This is a genomic window from Robinsoniella sp. RHS (assembly GCF_001029355.1).
In the GTDB taxonomy this organism is placed as follows: Bacteria; Bacillota; Clostridia; order Lachnospirales; family Lachnospiraceae; genus Robinsoniella; species Robinsoniella peoriensis.
The window spans coordinates 13195-35069 of sequence record NZ_JNGB01000032.1; the positions used below are offsets into that span (position 1 = coordinate 13195).

The following is a 21875-nucleotide window of genomic DNA, read 5'->3' on the forward strand; positions in this document are numbered from 1 at the left end:
TAATCATAGAGGCTGATGAATCCCTTGTCAATATATTTAAAATATTTTTGGATGCAAAAAGCAAATTCACAAAGATATTATAATATGATCTAAATTTATCGAATTTACGAACCTCAGAATGTGTGTTTAAATAAAAACATCCCGAAAAAACGTAAGTGTCATGAACTTGCGGATGTTTGTATCAAGTACTTGATTAAAGCGTGTCTGATAATAAATAACAACAGTCAAAAAATGAGGGAGGCAACCGGGGCAGGGTGTTAGCAATGTTCAGATACGTATTTACAGAATGAAAATAGTGGTAAGGGTTGAAGAAAATATGAAAGTGAAAGGAAGCAACGCAGTGATTTTCAACCTGATTTAATTGCGGCAGCATAGCAGACAGGAGCTGCTGTACTGCAAAGGGTGCAGAAATGGAAAATGTAAGAAGAAATAAGGTAGTTTGGACTCCTTATCTGTTAATATTACCGGCGGTCTGTCTTATCGCATTTGTTTTAATTTATCCGCTTGGAAAGGTTTTTTATCTGGCGTTTCAGAATTATAACCCCACGAAACCTTATATGAATGGATTTGTAGGATTTGATAATTTTATTCGTATTTTTACAAATAAAGAATTCTATACAGCGTTGGGAGTATCGGTAAAATGGGTAGTTGTGGAGGTTGGGCTTCAATTGGTTTTTGGTATGGTAGTGGCACTTATTCTGAATCAGAAATTTAAAGGCAGGGGGATATTCAGAGCATTGACTTTTGTTCCATGGGCGATGTCGGGCGTTCTGACCGCGGTATTGTTCAGTCTGATTTTTAATCAGCATTTTGGAGTACTGAATGATATTTTAATGAGGCTGGGACTGATCAAAGAAAATGTGGCATGGCTGGCAGATACGAACCTGGTATTCGGCTCTGTGGCCGCAGCAGAACTCTGGCGTGGTATCCCGTTTTTTGCAATCAGTATTCTGGCGGCAATGCAGGGACTTCCGGGAGAAGTTTACGAAGCAGCAAGGGTGGATGGCAGCAGCCGGGTAAAGACATTTTTATATGTGACGCTTCCCATGCTGAAAAATACCATTGTGCTCACAACACTGCTTCGTACAATCTGGGAATTCAATAGTGTGGATTTGATATACAGTCTGACAGGCGGAGGACCCATTGGTAAGACTACCACAATTAGTATGCTGATTGCCAACCAGGCGATTAAAACAAATAATTATGGATATGGGTCTGCGATTTCCGTTGTCAGTTTTGCACTTCTGGCAGTAGTGGCGATTGTATATATCAAAGCATCCGGTTTTGGAAAGGAGGAGGATTAACAAATGAAAGAGAAAAAAAGCGTCATCCTTTTTTTACGCTGGCTGCCCCTTATACTGATTAATATCTTTGTTATTTTTCCGATTTTCTGGTCAATTGTTACGTCATTGAAAAATGAAAAGGATATATTAAAATTTCCGGTAGACTACCTGCCTTCAAATGCCACGATTGCTAACTTTGTTGAGGCATGGAAAAATGCGGGATTTGATATTTACTTTTTAAATAGTTTGAAAATCAGCATAATCTCTGTTCTGTTTATTATCGTTATAGCTACTATGGTCGGATATGCACTGACCAGGTATAAATTTAAAGGGAAAATGGCCTTCTTAGGGCTTCTTCTGGCGATACAGTTTATCCCGGCGGCGGTGCTGCTGGTTCCGCTGTTTAACATTTTTAACAGTGTGCATCTGGTTGGAAGCCATCTGTCCCTGATTATTGTAAATATTACTTTTCAGATTCCTTTTAACTGTATTTTAATGAAAGGGTTTGTTGAGGGTGTACCCATAGCACTGGAAGAAGCCGCCCAGATTGATGGATGCAGCAGAACCCAGGGGGTATTCAAAGTAGTACTGCCTATGCTGGTACCGGGCATTGTCACTGTAGCAGCTTTTGCGTTTATAGGATGCTGGAATGAGTTTTTATTTGGTTTGATGTTCTTAAATGATCCGGTTAAATATACGGTGCCAATCGGATTGAAAATGATGCAGGGAGAATACAGTGTGAAATATGGAGCTATGGCTGCAGGTGCATTGATTGCTATGTCTATACCGGTAGGTTTATTTGCTTACCTGCAGAAATATCTGGTAAGCGGATTAAGTGCAGGAGCAGTCAAAGGGTGAGATGCGTTTGGAAATTAAGATGATGAAGGAGATAAGGAAAATGAAAAGAAGAAAAATTACAGCGTTACTTTTAAGCTGCACTATGGCAGCAGTTTTGTTCGCAGGATGCAGTTCCGGATCAAAAGATTCGGCAGATAACAATGCAGCAGCAGACAGTTCGGAAACGGAGTCGGGGAAATCTGATGCAGCAGGCGGGAAAGTGGAGATCTCTTTTTGGGATAATAATGCGGATACGGTTCGTACGGAAATTTTTAAACAGATAATTGCAGAGTTTGAAGCAGAGAATCCGGATATTAAGGTAAATTTCGTCCCTGTTCCGGCTGATCAGGCGAAATCTAAATATGATGTGGCAATTCAGGGAGGGACTGCACCGGACTGCGGCATTGTGTCCCAGTATTGGATGAGCGATTTTATTATTCAAAATGCCCTGGTTCCATTAGATGATTATCTGGCTGGATGGGCGGATGCAGATCAGCAGCTGGAAGTATTCCAGGAGAGTATCCGGGACATGGCTCCGGACGGAAAAACATATGGGCTGGCACAAACTGTTACTATTCCTGCAATTTGGTACAATACGAATATTCTAAAAGAAGCAAATATACAGGTACCAGAGGATTGGGATGAAATTATTACAGCTGCGGAAAAAGCAACAAATAAAGAAAAGGGTATTTACGGATTCTCTCTTCGCGGCGGTGCCGGAAATTCCCAGCAGTTCGAGCAGATGATGTATCAGTATTCCGGTATCACCCAGATGTTTGATGAAGATGGGAAATCCACAATTAACGACCCTGCGCATGTGCAGCTCTTAGACAGCTTTGCAAAGATTTATAATGTCTATACGCCGGAGAGTGATATTACCAACGGGGCAACGGAAATGATTTCCGCCTTTGACTCCGGATCTGCAGCGATGATCTTCCACAATCTTGGATCATATGGACTGCACAGAGATACATTGGGGGCGGAAAATTTTGATTCCCTGGTAACCCTGAATTCTAAAAAAGATACAAAAGTAATTGTATCGAATGGCTGTATGGGAGTATCCATTTTCAACAATTCCAAACACCCGGAGGAAGCATTTAAGTTTATCAGTTATTTATGTGAGAAAAATGGCAGCAGTAAGTTCAACGAAAAAATCGGTCAGGTACCTTGTAATAAAGAAGCCCTGGAGGATGACTGGGTAGCTAAAGCAGCACCGATTAAAGAGGCTGCGGATGCTTTGTTAGATGAAAATACGGAACTTGCAACACTGCCAATCAATGTAATCGGTTATTATGATCTCCATCAGAATGTTCTGGTCGAAGGCTTTCAGAATGTACTGCTGGGAAATACCAGTGCTCAGGAATTTTTGAATGATTGGGCAGATCAAATGACCCAGTTAAAAGCAGAATATGATGCCAATGTAAAAAATAAATAAACTAAGGGAAAGATGCTGTTACAATGACCTTTCCGGAATGAGTAAGAAAGGATGTTAAACGAAGATGATGTATAAGGACCATAAAATAAAAGACATGAAAATAACTTATATTGGCGGAGGCTCCCGGGGCTGGGCATGGGTATTTATGGGAGATCTGGCTAAAGAAGAGGCACTTGGCGGAACCGTGTGCCTGTATGATATGGATCAGGAAGCAGCCGGTCACAATAAAGTGATAGGTGATGCGCTCACAGCAAGAGCAGATACGCCAGGAAAATGGAAATACCAGGTGGCAGAGCGTCTGGAGGATGCCCTGACCGGAAGTGATTTTATTATTATATCTATTCTGCCGGGAACTTTTGATGAAATGCAGTCCGATGTACATGCTCCGGAAAAATATGGGATTTACCAATCAGTAGGAGATACGGCAGGACCGGGAGGAATGATCCGGGCAATGCGCACTATACCGATGTTTGTAAAAATAGCAGAGGGCATAAAGGATTTTGCACCAAAAGCATGGGTTATCAATTATACCAATCCCATGAGCATCTGTGTTAAGACTTTATATCATGTGTTCCCGAAAATAAAAGCATTTGGATGCTGTCATGAAGTATTCGGTACTCAGAAAGTATTAAAGGGAATTCTGGAGGAAACCACTCAGCTGACAGGGATTGACCGCAGTGACATCCATGTAAATGTTCTTGGTATCAATCACTTTACATGGTTTGACCAGGCATCTTATGAGGGAATCGACCTGCTGCCTGTTTACCGTGATTATGTTGAACACCACTTCGAAGAAGGGTATGAGGAAAATGATAAAAACTGGGCAAATTCTACCTTCAACTGTGCACACCGGGTGAAATTTGACCTGTTTTGTAAATATGGTCTGATCGCCGCAGCGGGTGACCGCCATCTGGCTGAGTTTCTACCTGGTGATATCTATTTAAAAGATCCAGGGACTGCGGCACATTGGAAATTCGGACTGACAACGGTGGAATGGAGAAAACAGGATTTAAAAGAACGGCTTCAAAAGAGCAGGCGTCTGGTATCCGGTGAGGAAGAAATGAAACTGGAGGATTCCGGAGAAGAAGGAATCGCTTTAATTAAAGCGCTGTGTGGGCTTACCAGAGTTGTAAGCAATGTAAATATTCCGAATACGGCAGGACAGATTAGAAATCTTCCGTTAGATGCGGTAGTAGAAACAAATGCCCTGTTCGAAAGGGATTCCATAAAGCCACTTTATGCAGGAGAACTTCCATGCAGTATTCTGGAACTGACCATGCCGCATTTGGAAAATCATGAGCGCACTTTAAAAGCTGCGCTTACCTGTGACAGACAATTGTTAATGGAAGCATTTCTTCATGATCCGCTGATTCATGGGCGGCTTTCTGGGGAACAGACAGAATCCCTGATAAATGAAATGCTGCAAAATACCCGGAAATATTTACCGAAGGAGTGGCAGTTATGAGTTGGGAAGAAGCATTTCGCAATCCGCCGAAAGAAAACCGTATCCATCCTTTCTGGTTCTGGAACGGAGATATTACGAAAGAGGAAATAGAGCATCAGATAGAAGAGATGTCAGAAAAAGGGCTGGGAGGAATGTTTATCTGCCCAAGACAGGGGCAAACGGTGCCTTACCTTTCGAAAAAGTGGTTCGAACTGATCGAATTTGCCTGCCAGAAAGCAAAAGAAAATGGGCTGGAAAGTTGGTTGTATGATGAATACCCTTATCCTTCTGGCATGAGCGGAGGAGAGGTATTGCTCCGTCATCCGGAAGCGGAGCATATGGTTCTCCATCACTATGCATTTGAAGCGGAAGGCGGTGTGGAATTCACCAGAGTGCTGGAATTTGAAGAAATTCTCTATGCAGCCGCTTTTCAGGTTGTGGATGGACAGTGTGATCCGGAGCATCGGATTGATCTAAAGGATTTCATTGGGAATCTGCAGCAGACAGAAATTTATCAGAAAACAGGACTGACAGCTTATAATAACAAAAGATTTTTCACATACGGACCAAGGGAAGTACTGGTGGTGACACTGCCGCAGGGAGATTGGAGGATTGAAATTTACGGACAGGCGCCGCTTGGGGATTTTAAATATTACGGAGGATTTTTTGATCCCTGTAATCCCCGGGCAGTCCGAACATTTTTGGAGACTACCCATGAAAAATATGCCAGGCAGATCGGGGACCGGTTTGGAGACACCGTAATGGGGATGTTTTCCGATGAAGTGGGGATGTTAAGCCCCATTCCCTGGTCCAGGCGTGTTCCGGAAGAATTTGAAAAGAGAAAAGGGTATTCCCTGCTGGATAATCTGCCCGCACTTCACAACCATACCTGGGAAAATGCTTATAAAATCCGCTATGATATGTATGATGTAGTTCATCAGATTTTTGTGGAAAGCTATCATAAACAGGTTGCGGACTGGTGCGAAGAACACCATCTTTCCTATGCTGCCGAGGTTCCTTTTATGAGATTATCCACACAGCGTTACAGTACAATTCCGGGTGGAGACACTGCTCATGAAAAAGCGGGAAAAAGCCTGGAATGGATTTATGACAAATACCTGCGGCATTTCCGGTACAGTGCAAATGCAGTTGGTTCTCTTGCAAAGCAGCTGGACAGGAAACAGGCTTTAATTGAAAGTTTTCATAGTGTGGGCTGGACGATGACCATGCAGGATGCAAAATGGATGATTGACAGATTGGGATGCAGCGGTATCAATATGTTCAACTTCCATGCATTTTATTATACCATTGATTCCATTGCGAAACACGATGCACCTCCGTCACAGTTTCTTCAGAATCCTTATTGGAAAGAATATCGTCAGCTGGCTGACTATGTAGGGCGCATGTCTGTATTTATTTCCGAATCAAAAGAGATCTGTTCCATTGCTGTTCTGGATCCGTCACCAACGTTGTGGTCCCTTCTGGGTGATCCTTTTCAGGGATTTCCTTACCGGGGAGAAGACCAGGAAGAAGAGAAGCTTTGTGATCAGATCAGGGATGACTGGGTTTATACTACCAAGACCATTCTGCTAAATCAGCTACAGTACGATCATCTGGATTCTGAGATGCTTCCTCAGTTTGAAGTGAAAAATGGCAGATTGATAATGGGCAGGGCATCTTATGGACTGGTAATTATCCCACCGGCATTTTTCTATGAAAAAGAAGCGCTCAATAAGCTTATGGAATTCCTGAGAGGGGGAGGGCATCTTCTATTTCTTGGGAAGCTTCCGGATAAATCCCTGGACACTGGAATTACTGATGAGGAGATGGAAATGAAGTGGCGTCATCTGTTAACGGAATATCCGGATCAGGTAACATTTCTGCCGTCTGCAGGTGCATTTAAGGATGCAGGTATGGAAGAAGCAATGATCAGCTGTTGCAGGAGAATTGTAGATGCCCCCTTTGAAATCTGTCTTAACGAAGAGCACAGGAAAGAATTCATAACTTCTATTCGTGCGGATGAAGAGGGCAATATCTATGTATTACTTGCAAACCAGGGGATGGATTATGTGGAAGCAGAAATAAAAAATAAAAGGAAGCATCTGTGTTTTTCGGCAGAACAGTATTGCCTGGATAATGGGGAAAAGCACCGGCTTGGTACGATAGAAGAAGGACTTACTCTGGAATTTGCACCGCTGGAAAGCAAGTGTATCTGCTTTTCGCCCCGAGAGAGCAGGGAAGCCGCATTATCATCCAAATTACCTAAAGTAACAATTGGAACGGAAGAGCCTATGCAGATAGAAATATCAGGGGGCAATATTCTTAGAATAGATCAGTTTCAGATGTCCCTGGATCAGATTCACTGGACAGACACGGAGGTAAAGACATTTGCAGAACAATGCGCAGAACAACCGGTATTGGCTGCCGAACAGTTTAAATTCGAAAGTGATTTTGGGACACCGAAGCAGGTACATATCCAATATCCGGTGAACGTTTCTTATCGAACAACGTTTCAAATACAGGAAATGCCGGAAAATATTGCTCTTTTACTGGATAAGCGGACTATTACCGGCAATTATGTGATTTGCATTAATGGGAATGAGATCAGAGAAAAAGATTTTAAAGGGGTTTTTATCAATGATCAAAATAATAGAATCTGTGATATTTCCCAATGGGTGATTCCGGATGTAAATATACTTTCAGTGGAGGTAGAAGTTGCGATAGAGTCGGACGGGATTCGTGATCCGCTGTATCTCATAGGCAGCTTTGGTGTTAACGAGAAGCGTGAATTGATTAAAAAACCGGAGACGGCTCAATTTTCTCCTGATTTTACAGAAGGATTTCCTTATTACAGCGGGACGCTTACCTTTACTAAGGAGGTTTGCTTTGTAATACAGGAAATGCCGGAAACATTCATCTTGGACTTTGATTTTAAAGATACGTGTCTGGAATGTCTGGAAGTCCGGATGAACGGACACAGCCTGGGTGTGAGGGCATATACCCCATATCAGTGGGAATGCAGACGGGAATACCTGAAAGATGGAGAAAATATTATTCAAATCAGGAGAATCAATACGCTGGCGAATATGTTGGATGGCACTTATTTCGATTATGGGAAACATGAGTTGATACCGATTTATCCGGTTTCTATAAAGCACATGCTTCCCGCAAGCAGCCTGCTGTAAGTGTCTCACCTTGGCATACTTTTTCCTGATCCGGCAACACCTGTTATCACATTTAAAAAGCCTGCGGGAATACGAACACTGACGTCCTGCAGGTTATTCACATTTCCTATACGGGGTGTGCCAATGCGAGAAATTAACAATGTTCAAAAATGGGTTCGATGTATTCTCTAATCAGTTCCAGCCTGTCCTTAGCTTTTGGTACAAAAAAGGAAGCGATGGATATTACCATATTTTTCTTTTTATGAAAGTATATTACATTCCCCCCATCGCCCATAGCAGCGCAGACATGGTCTTTTTTATCCATAATCCACCATAGATATCCATAATTCAGATTTTGTTTTTTCCACTGGCTGTGTACTTTTGTGCTCTCATCTAACCACTTAGCTGATACAATTTGTTTACCATCCCACATTCCGTCATTTAAGTATAATTGACCTATTTTTGCCATATCCAGTGGAGAGAGCGTCAGACCCCAGCCTCCTGTATTTATGCCGGTTGTGTCTGTGGCCCATCCACTGATCGTTTTAGATTTGTTAAACTCCATTTGTTCTTCTTTATTATGAAAAATCAGATTTCGCTCTACTGTAATTCCCAATGGTGCGAATAGATTTTCTGCTGCAAAATCTAATACAGACTTCCCGGTTGCCCGGACAAGAATGCCCGTCATAATATCCGGTCCAATCAGCGGTGTATATCTGAATTCTCCTATTTTACCCCTCCCGCCTAATAAATCCAGGGTAAATTTTACACAGTCGTCGCTTGTGAAATATTTTATATAGGGAGCAACTCTGTATTTATATGGAGCTGTCATGGTCAGCAGATTTTTAAGGGTAATATTCTGTATGGTTTTTTCTCTGGATTTAACGGTATAATCCGGGAAAAAATCCAATACTTTCTGATCGATACTTTTAATTTTACCCTTGTCTATGGCAATGCCAATCAATATGGAAACAATACTTTTTGTTACGGAATAAACATGGATCCGGCTGTCAGCATTGCATTCATTAAAGTAATTTTCATAGAGTATTTTTCCTTCTTTTTGTACAACGATGCCAGCTGTATTGCTATAATCTTTCTGTATTTTCTTTTCTAACTCTGTTATTTTTTCCAGGTTCATTTTAAGTTCTCCTTAATTAGAAATTTTGTTTAGCTGCAATGATTTTAGATCAAACCTTTTTTTGACAGGGTAATAAACTTCGGTTAACAGTTCACTTTCATCTGCAGCCTGGGAAGGGTCAGTTACATATACTTCATAAAGGGCATTATTGTTTTCATAGCCTTCTTTTTCCGCCCACTCACGCTGCTTCGTGTATACCGAAGACAAGTCGGAATAAGAACCGTGTACGACTGTTTTTAAACATAGCCCGGGGTGAAAATCCCTTGTCCCCGTAACATACTCTTTGATTGGGACTGCGAATTCTATATCCAACCCAAACGGGCTAAAGTCTGCACTGTGGAAAAGTACCATGGGCGGGGCAAGTACAGTTAATTTATCATCTGCTATTTTTCTGAATATTTTACCGTAGCAATTTCCATATTCTTCTGCAATATCACATTCGGTAACCATTTTTCGAATAGACAGGAGATACATCACAGGAACTTCTACAAGCTGCACATCAATGTTTTCCAAATATGACATAATGGATTTACCCTGTTTTAAAATTGTAATATCATGATTGAGCTGGTCTAACGTCTTTTGAAATTCTGTGACCTGTTGCTCAATTTCCTTTTTCTTCCGGATCAGTTCCTGATAAAGTTTTTCATCCTGCAATTCCTGCGAACCGAGGATGGTCTTGATTTCCTCTAAAGAAAAATTGTATGATTTCAGGCGGTTGATAAATAACATGGTTTCTAACTGTTCCACGGAATAATACCGGTAACCATTTTCCGGGTTGATTTCATCAGGCAGAATGAGACCGATTTCCGCATAGTAACGAAGCGTCTTTGTTGATACTTTGCATATATTAGAAAACTCTCCAATCGATAACATCGAATATCCTCCTTCCAGCGAACCTTTTCGCTTGTCTCTATCTTACACCTTGCCCTAAGGGTAAAGTCAATGTGATAAATTTGGCATGGTATATTATGAAGGTAACATGATATGAAATTGGAATCAAGTAAGTAAGCACATACACATTTGAAGACGATGTCGATGTAGAAATACCACCCATATTATGCTAAAATAGAAAAAACAATAAAAATGGTATGAAGCAGACAGCTTTTGGCTATGGCAGAAAAATTATGGGGATACTGCAGAAGGGGAGATGTTTATGGAAATAAGTATGTTGATTGTAGATGATGACAGGCTGGTAACGGAAAAGGTGGAAAAGACGGTTGATTTTGAAAGTCTTGGAATCAGTAATGTCCTCACGGCCAGTAATATCCGCCAGGCAATAAAGCTGCTTGAGGAAATGCCGATACAGATTTTGCTGTCGGATATTGAGATGCCCCAGGGAAGCGGCCTGGAACTGCTGGAGTGGATACGGCAAAAACAGCTTCCGGTGGAATGTATATTTCTGAGCAGTTATGCTTATTTTAGCTATGCACAGAAAGCAATGCAGCTCAATTCCAGTGAGTATCTGGTAAAACCCGTAACCACAGAGGAATTGGAAATAGCGCTGCAGAGGAGTATTAAGCGGGTAATGGAAAAGGCAGAGGATCATGGTGGTGAGAACAGAAATCTGACTTTATGGGAAATGTGCCTGTTATCACAAAATCCCAGAAAGCATCTGGAAGCAGAAAAGGAATTGCACCGGATTTATGGGGATACGGCGTTTAGCCTGAATTTTATACGTATTTTTCCGGATCGGGATCATAGTGGGAAAAAAGATGCTGTGCGGTTTCAGATTCTGGTAAGCAGTAATGTAAGAAAGATACTGGATCGGGGACAGGCGGAAGCGCTGATCCGCGTAGATGTCTGTGAATGGATGTTAATCTGGAAGGAGCCGCGTCCATTCCGTATGCAAGAAAAAAAACAGGAGTTATGCCGCTGTTTACAAAGGGTGCTTTCACAGCCGGTTTGTATTTATGCCGGTAATATGGGAAAGGTGGGAGAACTGCAGTCTAGTCTGGAACATTTAGAGCAGATGGAGATGGATACAGTGCCGGGGGATAATCCTGTCTTATACGAAGCAGACTGGCTGAAACAGGAATCCCGGGAGGCTGGTGCCGGGGTCTGTCTTCCGGCTGACAGTTGGTTTGCAGAACTTGAACAGTCCGCAGATTTTATGCATATACAGAAGGAAATACTGGATTGTACCGATACTAATGCGAAAGACGGCATTTTATCGGTTCACACTCTGAAGGAACTGCATAAGAAAATCATGGAACTGACAGACAGGCATCTGCGGGAGCGTGGACAGGTTCTGGAATCTATATTTGATATGCAGGAGTTAGAAAACTATGAAAAAGAGGCTTACCGGACAATTGAAAGCTGGAGGACCTTTATCCGTTTTCTGTTTGAAAAGCTGGAAGGAAATCAAAAATGTGACCGGAGACAGGAATCGGTGGCTGAGTGCCTGAAGCGATACATCGAAGAGAACCTAAAAGCAGACCTGTCCAGAAAGACATTAGCTGCACAGGTTTATTTGTCGGAAGATTATATCTCCCGCATATTTATGAATGCTTCCGGGGTGTCAATTACTTCTTATATTGCATCCAGAAGAATGGAGAGGGCAAGAAAATATCTGGTGGAGACCGGGCTTCCGGTGAGTAAAATAGCAATGGAAGTCGGGTATAGTAATTTTTCTTACTTTAGTAAGACCTTCCGGGATTTAACGGGTGTTACACCAAATGAATACAGGCTGAGAAAAGCGAAAGAAAGGAATCAGCAATGATCAAATTTCATGTTTGATTATCAAAAAAACGGAATAATAATAAAAATCTGTTATATGGAAATAGAAAGAGGTGGGAAATCCGCCTCTTTTTTGTTAGTGCACAACTTAATAATTACAGAAAAGAATCGGTGCATTTTATATAATATGTTTATCATTGAACAGGGAGGAAAGGAAGATGCGCAAATCAAAAACCGCTGTTATACCAAAACAAAGGTTTCAGGTTATGAAAAAAGGCATAAAGAGAAGCAGAGCATTATACCTGCTTATGCTTCCGGCAATTATAATTATGCTGTTGTTTATGTACTATCCCATGTACGGGGTAATAATTGCCTTTAAGAATTTCACACCGGCAGGAGGGATTTTAGGCAGTCCATGGGTGGGACTGAAGAACTTTGAACAGTATTTCAACTCTTATCAATTCTGGCCCACGATTCGTAATACCCTTGTGATCAGTCTGTATACGATTGTTGTCACGTTTCCGCTGCCAATCGCACTGGCATTGATGTGTAATCAGATCACCAGAACCAGATTTAAGAAATTTTTTCAGGTATCTATGTATCTGCCTCATTTTATATCAACCGTTGTTATGTGCGGTATGATCATTTTGTTCTTATCACCAAGTCATGGAATTATTGCCAGGCTTTTAAGCTATGCAGGGGTTACATTGCCCAACCTGATGGGGTCACCGGGAGCATTTCCCAGTATCTATGTATGGACGGAGGCATGGCAGCATGTGGGCTGGGACAGTATTCTATACATAGCTGCATTATCTGCGGTAGATCCGTCTTTGTATGAAGCAGCAACCATGGACGGTGCAAGTAAATGGCAGAAATTAAAGCATATCGATGTTCCGATGCTGCTGCCAACGGCAACGATTATGTTCATACTTCGTGCGGGCAGTGTTATGGGGATTGGATTTGAAAAGGTTTATCTGCTTCAGAATACCTTGAACAGCGGAACCAGTGAGATCATTGCTACTTATGTATATAAAATGGGATTGATCAGCAACCAATACAGCCTCTCCGCTGCAATAGGACTTTTTAATAACGTGATTAACCTTGCACTTTTGCTTCTGGTGAATCAGATTTCAAAAAAGATGAGCAATACATCACTGATATAGGAGGGAGATAACATTGACATCAAAAGGAAAAGCAGTAAAACGAATGAAGATCAAAAAATCAAAAGAGGATAAAATCTTTGATATTTTTCTATATGGGATTGCCATTATTATTTTGATTATTGTACTCTATCCTATGTATTTTATTATCATCGCTTCCTTTAGTAATCCTGCGGAAGTAGCTGCCGGGAATATCACATTTTTTCCCAAAGGACCTACATTAAAGGGATACCGTAAGCTGGCAGAATACGCACAGCTCTGGATAGGATATAAGAATACCATTCTATACACGGTTATCGGAACCTTAATAACCCTGGTAACAAATATTCCGGCAGCCTATGCTCTTTCACGCCGTGATCTTTATGGTAGAAAGTTTTTAACGGTATTTTTTCTGATTCCTATGTTTTTCACTGGCGGTTTGATACCGACTTATCTGGCAATCAAGCAATTTCAGCTTCTGGATAATTTCTGGGTCATGGTTTTACCATTTTCCGTGGTTACTTATTACATTGTTGTTGCCAGGACTTTTTTTGGAAACACCCTGCCGGAGGAACTTTGGGAATCCGCCCAGATCGACGGCTGCGGAACACTTACATTTTTTTTCAAAATGGTTCTGCCTCTATCCAAAGCAGTGCTGGCGGTTATCGCCCTGTGGGCTGCGGTAGGACAATGGAATTCCTATTTTAATGCATTAGTGTATCTGCGCAATCCCGATCTTCAGCCATTACAGCTGGTGCTCAGGAATATTCTCATCAGTAACCAGACCATTGTCAGTATGACAACCGGGGCGGCAGCAGTAGAGGCAAAGCAGACGGCAGAACTGATTAAATATGCAATTATAGTGATCTCCAGTCTCCCGATTATGTGCATGTATCCATTTGTGCAGAAGTATTTTAACAAGGGTGTAATGCTGGGGTCTCTGAAAGGATAAAGTAAAGCTGTAATTGAAAAGAAAAGGAGAAAAAGTATGAAAGCAAAAAGAGTAATGTGTATGTTGTTAGGAGCAGTCCTTGCCGGTTCCATGTTGGCAGGATGTCAGGGTGAGAGTCCGCGGGAATCAGAACAGCCTTCGGAAAGTGCAGATAATGATTTTTCAATCGTGACTGTACGCTGGACGGATACCTGGCCAATCGACTATCTTCATGAGGGAATTATGAAGGAAATGGAGGATAAGAGCGGTGTAAAGATCGACTGGAAGGTCTATTACGATACAGACTGGCAGGAGCAGAAATCGCTGCTGTTGGCTTCCGGAGAACTGCCGGATGCATTCTGGGGAAATATTTGTCTGAAGGATACAGATATTGCGCAAAACAAATCTTATTTTCTGGAACTGTCGGATCTGATTGACCAGAATATGCCTAATCTGAAGAAAGTGCTGGAAAAAGAACCGGAACTGAAAGCAAGAATTACAGATCGTGACGGTAAGATTTACAGCCTTCCCAAAAAAGCACCGCTGCGTCCAAAGGTGGATGGAAACTGTATGTACATCAATAAAAAATGGCTGCAGAATCTGAACCTGGAAATGCCAGAAACATATAAAGAATTAGAAGACGTACTCTATAAATTTGTGACAGAAGATGCTGACGGAGATGGAGATAAGGGAAATGAAATTGGAATTACCGGAAATGCCAGTCAGTATGTTGCCAGCAATACGATGCGTGACCTGATGGCTCCATTTGCAACAATCGTAAGCCGTGACAATAATTATATGGGGCTGGATTCAGAGGGAAATCCAGTATTTATTCCTACCCAGGAGAATTATAAAGAAGGTGTCATGTGGCTGAATGAGATGTACCAGAAAGGAATTCTGGATCCTGAATTTTTCACCCAGGAAGCGTCTATGGCAACCAGTAAAATACAGTCTGCTGAAGTAGGGTTAATTACCGGATGGACAGCTGATGCCGTAGCCGGTCCGGTAGCTGACCAGTATGAGGTAGTACCGGCGCTGGAGGGTCCTGACGGCGGTCATTATGTGGAATATGCACCGAGTTTTCTGGATGTGTCAGACCGTGAACTGGTGTTGACCAAGGACTGTAAAAATCCGGAAAAACTGCTTCAATATGCGGATCAGTTTTATGATGATGAGGTGTCATTGCAGACCTATTACGGATCCATACCTGATCAGATCAAGAAGAATGAGGATGGTACTTATGAAGTACTGGTTCCTACCGATGGAAGCTCACTGGATACTTCCGCCTGGTCTAATTCCATGCGTGATTTTGGTCCCAAATATATGAATGAAGATTTTTACTCCAAGGTTATTCTGCCGGAAGATCAGGGAGACGGTATCAAGCTTGCGGAAGATAAGGTCAATGAACAGTATGTGAATACAGATCGGAATATTGGACTGCCTATGTTGAAATATACGGAGGAAGAACTGACACAGCTGACTACCCTTGGAACAGATATTTATAAATATGTGGAATCACAGTTTGCCCATTGGGTTGTGGACGGCGGTATTGAAACTGAGTGGGATGCTTATCTGAAACAGCTGGATACCATGGGACTTCAGGATTTGGTGAAGATTCATGATACAGCATTTAAAGCTTACCAGGAAGCAAATAAAGGCTGATATTGTAAATAAAGTGCTTAGCGGAAACACACTTTTGTGTTGCTGCTAAGTGCTGTTTTGCGTGAATGGAGAAGGTTCAATGAAGATAACAAAATGGCTGTTTTATAAAAAGCGGGGAAGTTTTGCAAAAATGACTTTGCGAATACTGGTTCCGGTGGTTCTGCTTTTGCTGGCAGTTCTGGTTATTATGTTCCGGGGGATGCAGCAGGCAAGAACCCTGGCTTATCAATATATCAAAGATACGGCGGAGCTTTATGTGACACAGATCAACCGTGACATAGAACAAATTCATGCGGAACAGATTACACGTATGAGCCGTGAACTGGATATCGCACAAATTCCTTCAGATATCGGACCGACAGACGGGAAGTACTATAGTCTGCTGCTAAATGTTATGGAGCAGAATCAGATTCTGAAAATCAGATATGCGGAAGCGAGTAACTTTTACGTTTATGACAGTAATGCAGATCTGTTGATTCTGGATACTGGAATTTATTACCGATCCAGTCAGAAAAGTGAAAAGATTAAGCGCTTGTTGTCATTCCTGAAAGAGGGGAGGAATGAGAATATTGCCAAATGGACTTATTTTTATGATGGAGAAAAGGACTACATTGCAGGCTTATGCTATGTAGATGGGGTAGCATCCGGCTGTCTGATTCCCGTGGAATGGATCTTTCATAATCTGATACAGAAGACAAAAGGGTATCAGGTGGTACCGTTTATACAAAAGCCGGATGGGAATATTATGACGGTGGAAGATACACAGACTTACGACTATAATGATCTGATTAAAAAATCCATGGCGAAAGACCAGAGAGAATTGTATAGTTACAAAATCGGATATAGCGGAAGAATATACATGATTATCCATCCGGAGCACGGAATACTGGAAAATGTAATTCAGATGCAGATGTTTCTGACAATTTTGGCAGCGCTGATTGCAGCGGGTCTTTTGTTTGGTGCATATAATTATTATCGTAAAATTTTAGTTCCCATGAGGCAGTTTATTGATGGACTTAAGAGAACAGAAGAGGAACAGTGGATCAATGAAAACGGGAGTAACAATATTATTGAACTGGAACAGGCGAGCAATGAGTTTAAAGGCCTTCTGCGCAAGATTAAACAATTAAAAATTGAAATTTATGAAAAGGAACTGGAACGGCAGAAAATAGAACTGGACTATATTCAGGAGCAGATAAATCCACATTTTTTCCTTAATTGCCTGAGTATTATCCATGGGATTGCCGAGGAAGCAAATGAATCCAGAATTGTAACTATTACCGGAATGCTGTCTGACTATATGCGCTATATTTTTCGGGATGCTTCGTCTAAGCGGACGGTATCAGAGGAATTAAAGCATGTGATGAATTATATCCGAATCCAGAAACTCAGGTATGGAGACAGCGCATTTGCTTTTGAAGTAATACAGGATGACGATGTAAGTGCCTGTCTGCTGCCTGCACTCTTGCTTCAGACGCTGGTTGAAAACGCAGTCATTCATGCAGTTTCCCTGGATCAGCATATTGAAATCACAATGTATCTGGCGCTGGAAGAACACGAAGATGGTAAATACATGTACGTTACCCTGTCAGACACCGGCAAAGGATTCCCTGCAAAAGTCCTCAAAGCGCTGGAAGAGGGGGAAAACATTGTCTATGACGGCAGGCGCCATGTAGGACTTCAAAATGCGGTGCAGCGGCTGCGGTTAATGTATCGGGATAAAGCGCAGATCCATTTTTCAAATATGGATGAAGGGTTTGGAGCGGTGACGGAGATTATTCTGCCTGTTGAAGAATTTTGAGAATTTTGATCTTATCAATAAATAATTTTAAATAATTCATTGCTAAATTACAAAACGGCGGTATGTGAGTTTTTCTGCACATAACGCCGTTTTATTGTGGGAAACCTGTTTTTTGTTGATAAATGAAAGTTTCTGAACTACATTTTAAATCTGTCTGATCAGGTAGTCTTGTCTTCCGTCACGGAGAAATACAGGAAGCGTATCAATATCTGCTTCAACATCCAGCCACTGGCCTCCTTCAAAAACTTCACCGGTTCGTGCAAGAGTCCAGCTGCAGTTTTCAGGAAGGTATACTTTGCGGGAGCAAGCGTGAGCTTCTACAATTGGCGCCACTAAAATATCGGAGCCATACATGTATTGGGTTTTTAAATCCCAGGTAAGAGGGTCTTCTGGAAATTCATAGAACATTGCCCGCATAACGGGAGCCCCTGCTTTATGTGCTTCTTCCATCAGGCTTCGTGTATAATCACGAAGCAGTTCACGTATCTCTATAAATTTTTTCATAATATGGTAGTTCTCTTCACCGTAGCTCCAGATTTCATTATCAGCGCCGGTGCCTTCTGTTTCTTCACCGTTCGCTTTATTGAGCGGTTCCCGTGGAAGCCGGTTGCCGTGAAGCCTCATTACAGGACAAAATGTACCGAATTGGAACCAGCGGACAAGCAGTTCCTGAAAATCCGCATCGTAAATATTGCCGCCATGAAATCCGCCGATATCGGTAGTCCACCAGGGTATTCCGGAGAGTCCCATCTGTAATCCTGCAACAATCTGATTCCGAAAGTCCTGATAAGTGGAGTGGATATCTCCCGACCAGATTAAAGCAGCATATTGCTGGCTGCCCGCCCATGCACAGCGTACCAGGTTTAAGATGTCTTGCTGGTCATTGGATTTCTGTCCTTCGTAGAAGCCCCGGGCATATTCCTTAGGATAGATATTTCCCTGCTGTAATACACTGCCGGTGTAATAACGATAATTATCATAATCATAGGTACCGTATTCCGGCTCTGCTTCATCCAGCCAGAATGCTTTTATGCCATATTTATAATAATTGTCTTTGCATTTATTCCAAACATATTCTCTGGCTTCCGGGTTAGTGGCATCATAAAAAACATTATTTCCCTGAAAATTCATTTGCACATTCATACCATGGTCGGTCTTCACCAGCAATCCCTTTTGCTGCATTTCTTCAAAGTTCTCACTGCGCCAATCAACCTGGGGCCAGACAGATACCATTATTTCCATGCCATAAGAGCGCAATTCTTCCACCATTGCCGCAGGATCCGGGAAGAAGTGCTCATCAAAGCGGTAATCTCCGCAGCGGGGCCAATGGTAATAGTCAATAATGAATACATCCACCGGAATTTTACGCTGGTGGTATTCCCTTGCTATTTTCAGAACCTGTTCCTGATTATAATAGCGCAATTTACATTGCCAGAAACCTAATCCATACTCCGGCATCATGGGTGTCCTTCCGGTTGCCCCACTGTACTGTGACTCTATCTCAGCAGGATTATCGCCAACCGTAATCCAATAATCCATTTTTTTCGTGCTGTCGGCTCTCCATTCCGTTGTATTTTTACCAAAAGATACACTGCCGACCGCCGGATTATGCCAGAAAAAGCCGTAGCCTGAACTTGAGACATAAAAAGGAACAGATGCCTGTGAATTACGGTGAGCCAATTCCAGATTGCAGCCCTTTAAGTCCAGAATATCCTGCTGGTACTGTCCCATACCATAGATCTTTTCCCTGGGATCGGATTCAAAAGTAACTTTCAGGCGGTAATCACCGCCGGCATAAGGATTAAAGAACCGGGCTCTGCGGATCAACGCACCTCCGCCATCTATTTCTTTTAAAATTACATCTTTACGATCGTTGTAAAAAGTCAGGACAGCGGCGCTGTTCCAGCCACGGGTATCAACGAGCGCAGAAATTTTTCCGTTGGAAATCGAGGCAGTATCTTCACCGATTGTAATGTTCGTTTCTACTGCCTCCTGTGGGAGCAGTGCACTGCTGGAAAGATCCAGCGGTCCGTTGGGTACAGAAATTACACGCAGGCTGTTTTTGCCCCATGCCATAATCCGTAATGTTTCACCGGCATTATGATATTCCAGATAATTGTCTCCATGAGTAAAGAATGACATAGCGAACCTCCTATAAATTATATTTGCCAGTATTATATAATTTTTTCAAGGTTAATGCATTTACGATACTGTCAGAGATTATTAAAATCATGTCATCTTACGAAATTGGCTTGGGGTCATTCCGGTTGCTTTTTTAAAAGAAACAGCAAAGTAATTACTGCTTTCAAAGCCTACTTCAATTGCGATATCTATAATAGACATACTGGTTTCCTTTAACAAATCCATGGATCGGTTAATGCGGTATCTGTTTAAATAATGAACCGGTGTAGAGCGGAAAGAATGTTTAAAAAAACGGCAGAACTGTTCTTTGCTCAGGGAAATAGCTTTTGCAAGTTCATCCAGGTCTAAAGGGTTTTGATAATTTTCCTCCATAAAACTGAGAATTTTCTTTTTTCGCTCTTCATTGACATAATCCGAGACAGATTTCAGATTATGTTTTTGCTCTTTTTGCAGCAAATGATACAAAATCTGAAAGAGATAACCTTTTATGATTAGTTCCCGATAAGGTTCTGAAGATGAATAATTATATATCAGCTCGGCTAAAAGCTGCTGCACAGTTTCATTTTTTCGCTCATTATGAGACAACACATAGGAAGAGATAAATGTATTGTCAAAAAAAGGATCCAGCTGCTGGGTCTGAATGATATCCCCGTTCTTACTTGCTATAAAATCCTGGTGGAATACAATAGAGGTAAAACGGCATTTCTGATCCTGGTATTGGTAAGCTCCATGCAGAAGATTCGGTGGAATCAGCACTACGGTATTTTTCTCGGCAAATATAGAGATGCCATCTACTACAAGTTCGATTGCACCTTCCGTTACGAAAAGTATTTCTGCCTCTTCATGCCAATGATTATACAAAATCAAACCTTTTTCATGATATTCCATATCTTTATAAAGCTGTAACTGAAAATCCATATTCCCATGTGTTACCTGTTCACGGAAAAATTCACTGTTTACAGGATTGTTTTTCATTGCTCGGCCTCCTCTTTTAGAAGTACTTCAATATGTTTTGGCAATTCAAACGAAAGGTATAAACCAAACCATTCTTCCATGTCCCGTATTGAGTCACTTATAAGCAGGAAATATTAAAATATGACATTATATTAAGGATTATAAATCAAAAAGAGCAATTTGAAAACATATATTTTAACGATAGTGGAATTACACATTTATTTAGTCAATAGTGAAGTTACAAATCTGTGGAACTATAAATTATTGATCCGCTGTCCTTATCATGTCCGCATACTGAGGTGTGCCGATTCCATATCCTCCGGCTACATCAAGAATATGACCTGTAATATAAGATGAATCGTCACAGGAAAAAAACAGGGCTGCGTTGGCGATATCTTCGGGAGTGGCCATTCTGTTTAAGGGTACATGAGACAAAAAAGATTTTAAAAATGCTTCGGGCATATTTTTTAGTGCCGCATCTGTAGCGGTAAGACCGGGCAATACAGCATTACAGCGAATGTTCTGGCGTGCATACTGCATGGCGATCTGCTGGGTGATGTTGTTAACTGCCGCTTTTGAAACACCATAGCCGATTCTTGTGATATCCGGAATCATACCGCCTATGGAAGATATATTCACAACAGATCCGCCCCCGCCCTGTATCATGTGGGGGATTACCAGTTTGGTTATGCGGTAAACACTGCCCAGATTCAAGTCCATAATTTCGAAAAAAGCCTCTTCTTTGCCGTTTACCAGATCCAGATCCTCAGCGGGCCTGCCGATTCCGAAATTATTAATTAAAATATCAATCCTGCCTTCAATTTTCAAAGTTTCTTCAACCATGGATGTATAACTGGCTTTGTCAGTTGCATCAAAGTAGACGGGAAACATTTTAAATCCATTAGACTTATAATTATCGCAAATTTCCCGGGTTGCTTCTAATCTGCGTACGCCCATATAGACTGTAGCGCCGTTTTCAGCCAGTTTTAAGGCACAGGCAAGTCCGATACCCTTTGTTGCCGATGTAATCAGTGCAATTTTATTTTCAAGTTTCTTCATACTTGTTCACCATCCTAATTTTTTAAAAATCCAGATTAGTATTCGTATAAAAAAAATATTTTATTCGATTCAGGATGAGAAACAAAGAGTTAAGTTATTAATTATATAAGCGAATAAAAAAGGGAGAAAGGAGGAAACTTGTTTATGAGAGTAAATAAAGGAGAATACCGGCAGTCATGATGATGAATCAAAATGGATATAAGAATATAA

15 protein-coding genes are annotated in these 21875 nt (G+C 41.6%); 10 read left to right on the top strand and 5 right to left on the bottom strand.

Annotated features, from left to right (window positions below; genetic code table 11):
* Positions 1–410: 410 nt before the first annotated feature.
* The 5 genes from RHS_RS15370 to RHS_RS15390 all read left to right on the top strand — a co-directional run bounded on the left by RHS_RS15370 (position 411) and on the right by RHS_RS15390 (position 8184).
* Positions 411–1304 carry a carbohydrate ABC transporter permease gene (locus RHS_RS15370; protein ID WP_044288835.1) on the top strand — a complete coding sequence of 298 codons (894 nt, stop codon included), beginning with the start codon at positions 411–413 and terminating at the stop codon, positions 1302–1304.
* 3 nt (positions 1305–1307) lie between these two features.
* Positions 1308–2141 (top strand): carbohydrate ABC transporter permease, encoded by an 834-nt coding sequence (locus RHS_RS15375; RefSeq protein ID WP_044293394.1) that lies wholly within the window; start codon positions 1308–1310, stop codon positions 2139–2141.
* Positions 2142–2181: 40 nt separating this feature from the next.
* Complete coding sequence (locus RHS_RS15380; protein WP_395022538.1) at positions 2182–3555, top strand: ABC transporter substrate-binding protein; 1374 nt, start codon at positions 2182–2184, stop codon at positions 3553–3555.
* 64 nt (positions 3556–3619) lie between these two features.
* Entirely contained in the window at positions 3620–5020 is a 1401-nt protein-coding gene (locus RHS_RS15385) for a glucosidase (RefSeq protein ID WP_047833676.1), read from the top strand.
* Positions 5017–8184, top strand: coding sequence for a glycosyl hydrolase (locus RHS_RS15390; RefSeq protein WP_047833677.1), 3168 nt, complete (start codon positions 5017–5019; stop codon positions 8182–8184). Before RHS_RS15385 ends, RHS_RS15390 begins: the two co-directional genes overlap by 4 nt.
* Positions 8185–8317: 133 nt before the next feature.
* On the opposite strand, the gene RHS_RS15395 is transcribed toward RHS_RS15390, so the two are convergent.
* Both RHS_RS15395 and RHS_RS15400 read right to left on the bottom strand, forming a co-directional pair.
* Positions 8318–9301, bottom strand: coding sequence for a serine hydrolase (locus tag RHS_RS15395; protein ID WP_047833678.1), 984 nt, complete (start codon positions 9299–9301; stop codon positions 8318–8320).
* 12 nt (positions 9302–9313) lie between these two features.
* A complete protein-coding gene (locus tag RHS_RS15400; protein WP_047833679.1) occupies positions 9314–10174 on the bottom strand; it encodes a MerR family transcriptional regulator in 861 nt (286 codons plus the stop codon).
* Between the two features lie 280 nt (positions 10175–10454).
* Between RHS_RS15400 and RHS_RS15405 the strand changes: the two genes are divergently transcribed.
* The 5 genes from RHS_RS15405 to RHS_RS15425 all read left to right on the top strand — a co-directional run bounded on the left by RHS_RS15405 (position 10455) and on the right by RHS_RS15425 (position 17510).
* Positions 10455–12020, top strand: coding sequence for a helix-turn-helix domain-containing protein (locus RHS_RS15405; RefSeq protein WP_047833680.1), 1566 nt, complete (start codon positions 10455–10457; stop codon positions 12018–12020).
* Between the two features lie 175 nt (positions 12021–12195).
* Entirely contained in the window at positions 12196–13140 is a 945-nt protein-coding gene (locus RHS_RS15410; RefSeq protein WP_047833681.1) for an ABC transporter permease subunit, read from the top strand.
* Between the two features lie 13 nt (positions 13141–13153).
* Positions 13154–14068, top strand: a complete 915-nt coding sequence (locus RHS_RS15415; RefSeq protein WP_395022542.1) for a carbohydrate ABC transporter permease — start codon at positions 13154–13156, stop codon at positions 14066–14068.
* Positions 14069–14104: 36 nt separating this feature from the next.
* Positions 14105–15709: an extracellular solute-binding protein gene (locus tag RHS_RS15420; protein ID WP_047833682.1), complete on the top strand. Its 1605-nt coding sequence runs from the start codon at positions 14105–14107 to the stop codon at positions 15707–15709.
* A gap of 79 nt (positions 15710–15788) precedes the next feature.
* Positions 15789–17510 carry a sensor histidine kinase gene (locus RHS_RS15425; RefSeq protein ID WP_047833683.1) on the top strand — a complete coding sequence of 574 codons (1722 nt, stop codon included), beginning with the start codon at positions 15789–15791 and terminating at the stop codon, positions 17508–17510.
* Between the two features lie 144 nt (positions 17511–17654).
* On the opposite strand, the gene RHS_RS15430 is transcribed toward RHS_RS15425, so the two are convergent.
* The 3 genes from RHS_RS15430 to RHS_RS15440 form a co-directional block, all read right to left on the bottom strand.
* Positions 17655–19652, bottom strand: coding sequence for a TIM-barrel domain-containing protein (locus RHS_RS15430; protein WP_047833684.1), 1998 nt, complete (start codon positions 19650–19652; stop codon positions 17655–17657).
* A gap of 87 nt (positions 19653–19739) precedes the next feature.
* Positions 19740–20627 carry an AraC family transcriptional regulator gene (locus tag RHS_RS15435; protein WP_044288832.1) on the bottom strand — a complete coding sequence of 296 codons (888 nt, stop codon included), beginning with the start codon at positions 20625–20627 and terminating at the stop codon, positions 19740–19742.
* A gap of 240 nt (positions 20628–20867) precedes the next feature.
* Positions 20868–21665 carry an SDR family NAD(P)-dependent oxidoreductase gene (locus RHS_RS15440; RefSeq protein WP_047833685.1) on the bottom strand — a complete coding sequence of 266 codons (798 nt, stop codon included), beginning with the start codon at positions 21663–21665 and terminating at the stop codon, positions 20868–20870.
* Between the last annotated feature and the right edge of the window lie 210 nt (positions 21666–21875).

What these genes read in the sequence shown, in the direction of transcription:
- RHS_RS15405 (WP_047833680.1), top strand. Translation starts at nt 10,455, where the DNA reads ATGGAAATAAGTATGTTGATTGTAGATGATGACAGGCTGGTAACGGAA.
- RHS_RS15440 (WP_047833685.1), bottom strand. Translation starts at nt 21,665, where the DNA reads ATGAAGAAACTTGAAAATAAAATTGCACTGATTACATCGGCAACAAAG.
- RHS_RS15395 (WP_047833678.1), bottom strand. Translation starts at nt 9,301, where the DNA reads ATGAACCTGGAAAAAATAACAGAGTTAGAAAAGAAAATACAGAAAGAT.
- RHS_RS15375 (WP_044293394.1), top strand. Translation starts at nt 1,308, where the DNA reads ATGAAAGAGAAAAAAAGCGTCATCCTTTTTTTACGCTGGCTGCCCCTT.
- RHS_RS15410 (WP_047833681.1), top strand. Translation starts at nt 12,196, where the DNA reads ATGCGCAAATCAAAAACCGCTGTTATACCAAAACAAAGGTTTCAGGTT.
- RHS_RS15400 (WP_047833679.1), bottom strand. Translation starts at nt 10,174, where the DNA reads ATGTTATCGATTGGAGAGTTTTCTAATATATGCAAAGTATCAACAAAG.
- RHS_RS15420 (WP_047833682.1), top strand. Translation starts at nt 14,105, where the DNA reads ATGAAAGCAAAAAGAGTAATGTGTATGTTGTTAGGAGCAGTCCTTGCC.
- RHS_RS15435 (WP_044288832.1), bottom strand. Translation starts at nt 20,627, where the DNA reads ATGAAAAACAATCCTGTAAACAGTGAATTTTTCCGTGAACAGGTAACA.
- RHS_RS15370 (WP_044288835.1), top strand. Translation starts at nt 411, where the DNA reads ATGGAAAATGTAAGAAGAAATAAGGTAGTTTGGACTCCTTATCTGTTA.
- RHS_RS15430 (WP_047833684.1), bottom strand. Translation starts at nt 19,652, where the DNA reads ATGTCATTCTTTACTCATGGAGACAATTATCTGGAATATCATAATGCC.
- RHS_RS15425 (WP_047833683.1), top strand. Translation starts at nt 15,789, where the DNA reads ATGAAGATAACAAAATGGCTGTTTTATAAAAAGCGGGGAAGTTTTGCA.
- RHS_RS15380 (WP_395022538.1), top strand. Translation starts at nt 2,182, where the DNA reads ATGAAAAGAAGAAAAATTACAGCGTTACTTTTAAGCTGCACTATGGCA.
- RHS_RS15390 (WP_047833677.1), top strand. Translation starts at nt 5,017, where the DNA reads ATGAGTTGGGAAGAAGCATTTCGCAATCCGCCGAAAGAAAACCGTATC.
- RHS_RS15385 (WP_047833676.1), top strand. Translation starts at nt 3,620, where the DNA reads ATGATGTATAAGGACCATAAAATAAAAGACATGAAAATAACTTATATT.